General features: G+C 40.8%; 2 protein-coding genes and 1 other annotated feature. Of the genes, one reads left to right on the top strand and one right to left on the bottom strand.

Annotated elements, in window-relative coordinates; all coding sequences use genetic code 11:
- Positions 1-466: 466 nt before the first annotated feature.
- Positions 467-1686 (top strand): IS3 family transposase gene (locus EI161_RS13975; protein WP_225735408.1). Its coding sequence is split into 2 segments (ribosomal slippage): positions 467-752 and positions 752-1686, totalling 1221 coding nucleotides; the frame shifts between segments, so codons are not numbered across the junction.
- Positions 742-858 (top strand) — a sequence feature (AL1L pseudoknot). Its footprint overlaps the gene before it by 117 nt.
- A gap of 36 nt (positions 1687-1722) precedes the next feature.
- Here EI161_RS13975 and EI161_RS15030 read toward each other — a convergent pair.
- Complete coding sequence (locus EI161_RS15030) at positions 1723-2376, bottom strand: LysM peptidoglycan-binding domain-containing protein (RefSeq protein WP_192529867.1); 654 nt, start codon at positions 2374-2376, stop codon at positions 1723-1725.
- Between the last annotated feature and the right edge of the window lie 160 nt (positions 2377-2536).

Below are 2536 nucleotides of genomic sequence, written 5' to 3'. Positions count from 1 at the left end.
TGACTATCTCTGCGAGCAGTTACGCTCGCCTAGACTGATTGTTGCGTAAGTCCTATAGGTAAAACTTCCCGTTTTTTATGGTGCGTTTAGTTAAATCTATTGAACATTGTGCACTAATGGTAATTATTGGCTCCATGCTACGATCTTCCTGATTATAGAATAGGGTCTTACCTAAGTTGGTATTCGTCCGTTCAGAAATTTCAGACTGCGGTTTTAATGACTGTTCTACATATTTATAGTCTTCTATAAATTTGATTAAGTTAGGATATTCATCTATATGCTCTAAAACTAACTTGTTTTCAATAAAGTCATCCGCTCTTTCCTCCCATTCCAGCCAATCTTCATACTCTTCTATTTTACGCTCTTGTTCAGCAGAAAGCTGATATTGCTGTTCAATTTTTTCGTACTCACTAAACTGAACCGCCCCGAGATTGTCGGAGACTCAACTTTCTGAGAGAATACGACAATGAAAACACGAAACTATACCCCTGAAATGAAAGAGCGCGCCGTCCGTATGCTAATTGAAGCTAAAGACGACTACCCATCCACCTGGTCAGCCATCAAAGCCATAGCGCCAAAGATAGGTTGCACGCCTGAGACCCTACGATCATGGCATAAAAAGCACATTGATAAAACCATTCCTGCAAACATTCAAGCTCAAAGCCAAGCCGAGCGTATCAAAGAGCTTGAACGTGAGAACAGAGAGTTAAAGCAAGCCAATGAAATTATAAAGAAAGCTGCTGCTTTTTTCGCCCAGGCGGAGACGGGCCGCAAACCCAAGTAATGGTTGATTTTATAGATGACCACAAACCACAATATGGAGTCGAGCCAATCTGTAGAGTACTACCGATTGCTCCATCCACATACTATCGTGCCAAAGAGCTAGAATTCAGTCCTGAAAAGCGTTCACAGCGTAGTCAGCATGACGATTTCTATCTTAATGAGATTAAACGTATCTGGCAGGACAGCAAGTGCCGTTATGGTACTCGTAAAGTCTGGAAACAGTTGAAAGCAGAGGGTATACATCCTGCACGCTGCACTGTAGAGCGGTTAATGCGGCAGCATGGCATGCAGGGTGTTTGGCGAGGTAAAGGTAAGATAACGACTAAGTCTCGTGACGATCAAAAGCGTGCTGATGATTTGGTTAATCGTAACTTTAATGCCCATCGCCCTAACCAACTATGGGTTGCTGATTTTACCTATATAAAGACACTGAGTGGTTGGGTCTATACCGCCTTTATCATTGATGTATTTGCTCGCGCTATCGTTGGCTGGAAAGTATCAGATCGTATGAACACTGATATGGTGATGGCAGCACTAAACCAAGCCATTGCAGACAGAAACCATCCTAAAGATGTGATTCATCATAGTGATCGCGGCGTTCAGTACTTATCCATTCGCTATACTGATAAGATGGCTAATTCTGGCGTCATTGCATCTGTTGGTACAACGGGTGATTCATACGATAATGCGTTGGCTGAAACGGTTAACGGGCTTTATAAAACAGAGGTGATTGAATATTTAAAACAGCAGTGGCAAGGTGTGAACGATGTTGAATTAGCAACCCTAGAATGGGTCGATTGGTTTAACAAAACTCGCATTCATAGTACGATTAGTTATGTGTCGCCTTTTGAGTTTGAGAGACGATACTATGATAGTCTTTGTGAGTCAGACAAAGCTGCCTGACTCAAGCAATCCACTCTCCGATATAGTCGGGGCGGTTCACTTAGGGTCTGTTATGCCATTGAGTCGTTTTAAATCTGCAACCGATACCCCACTTCTTGCTGATATACCTGAAAGGGTTTCATTTTTTCCTACGGTATGTTCATTTTTTAGTGATAAGTCACCATCTTTAGAACTATTTTGGGGACTTGAATCTGTGGAGGTTTTTTGCCTTGCTTTTGTGGGTGGTAATTTTAAAAAGTCCTTTGGTCGTATGTTGTAAGGCTCTTTTAAATTATTAAGTTGGGCTATTTGCTGCCACTTTACTCCATATATTTTGGCAATAGAGGATAAAGTTTCTTCAGCTTCAACTTCGTGAGTTTTTCTTAAATAGTCTCCTGCAGACCCTTCGAACATTTTAAGTTTAAATTTGTGCTTTGCAAAAGGAGCTTGCGCTTCGAATGTCATTTCCCTAATAGGTACGATAAGGTCTTTTATGATACTTACCATTGAACCATTACGAGGATCTTTTATAGATACATTAACGAGTGTACCTGCTGGTCTGGTTATCCATACCGTATATCCTCCAGCTATAGACGTTCCTGAACAAGCGGTTCGTCCATTTATCGTTACTATATGGTACAAGTCTTCCAGTGGCACTTTATACAAATCTACAAACTTTATTCTGAATTTTATAATTTTAGTATTACTCACGCATTAGACTCCTGCGAGTTCTTTATAGAAAACTTAGATTAACACATGAAGTGCAATACCAAATGCGAGGTGAAAAAAAGACCTAGATGCGCTAGCATCAAAGTCTTTATCCACCGACCAAAGTGAGATTGCAACCATGAACTATACACATCTAAGCCTA

This window comes from Psychrobacter sp. FME5 (assembly GCF_014861375.1).
GTDB lineage: Bacteria > Pseudomonadota > Gammaproteobacteria > Pseudomonadales > Moraxellaceae > Psychrobacter.
This window is presented reverse-complemented; position numbering and strand designations above follow the sequence as displayed.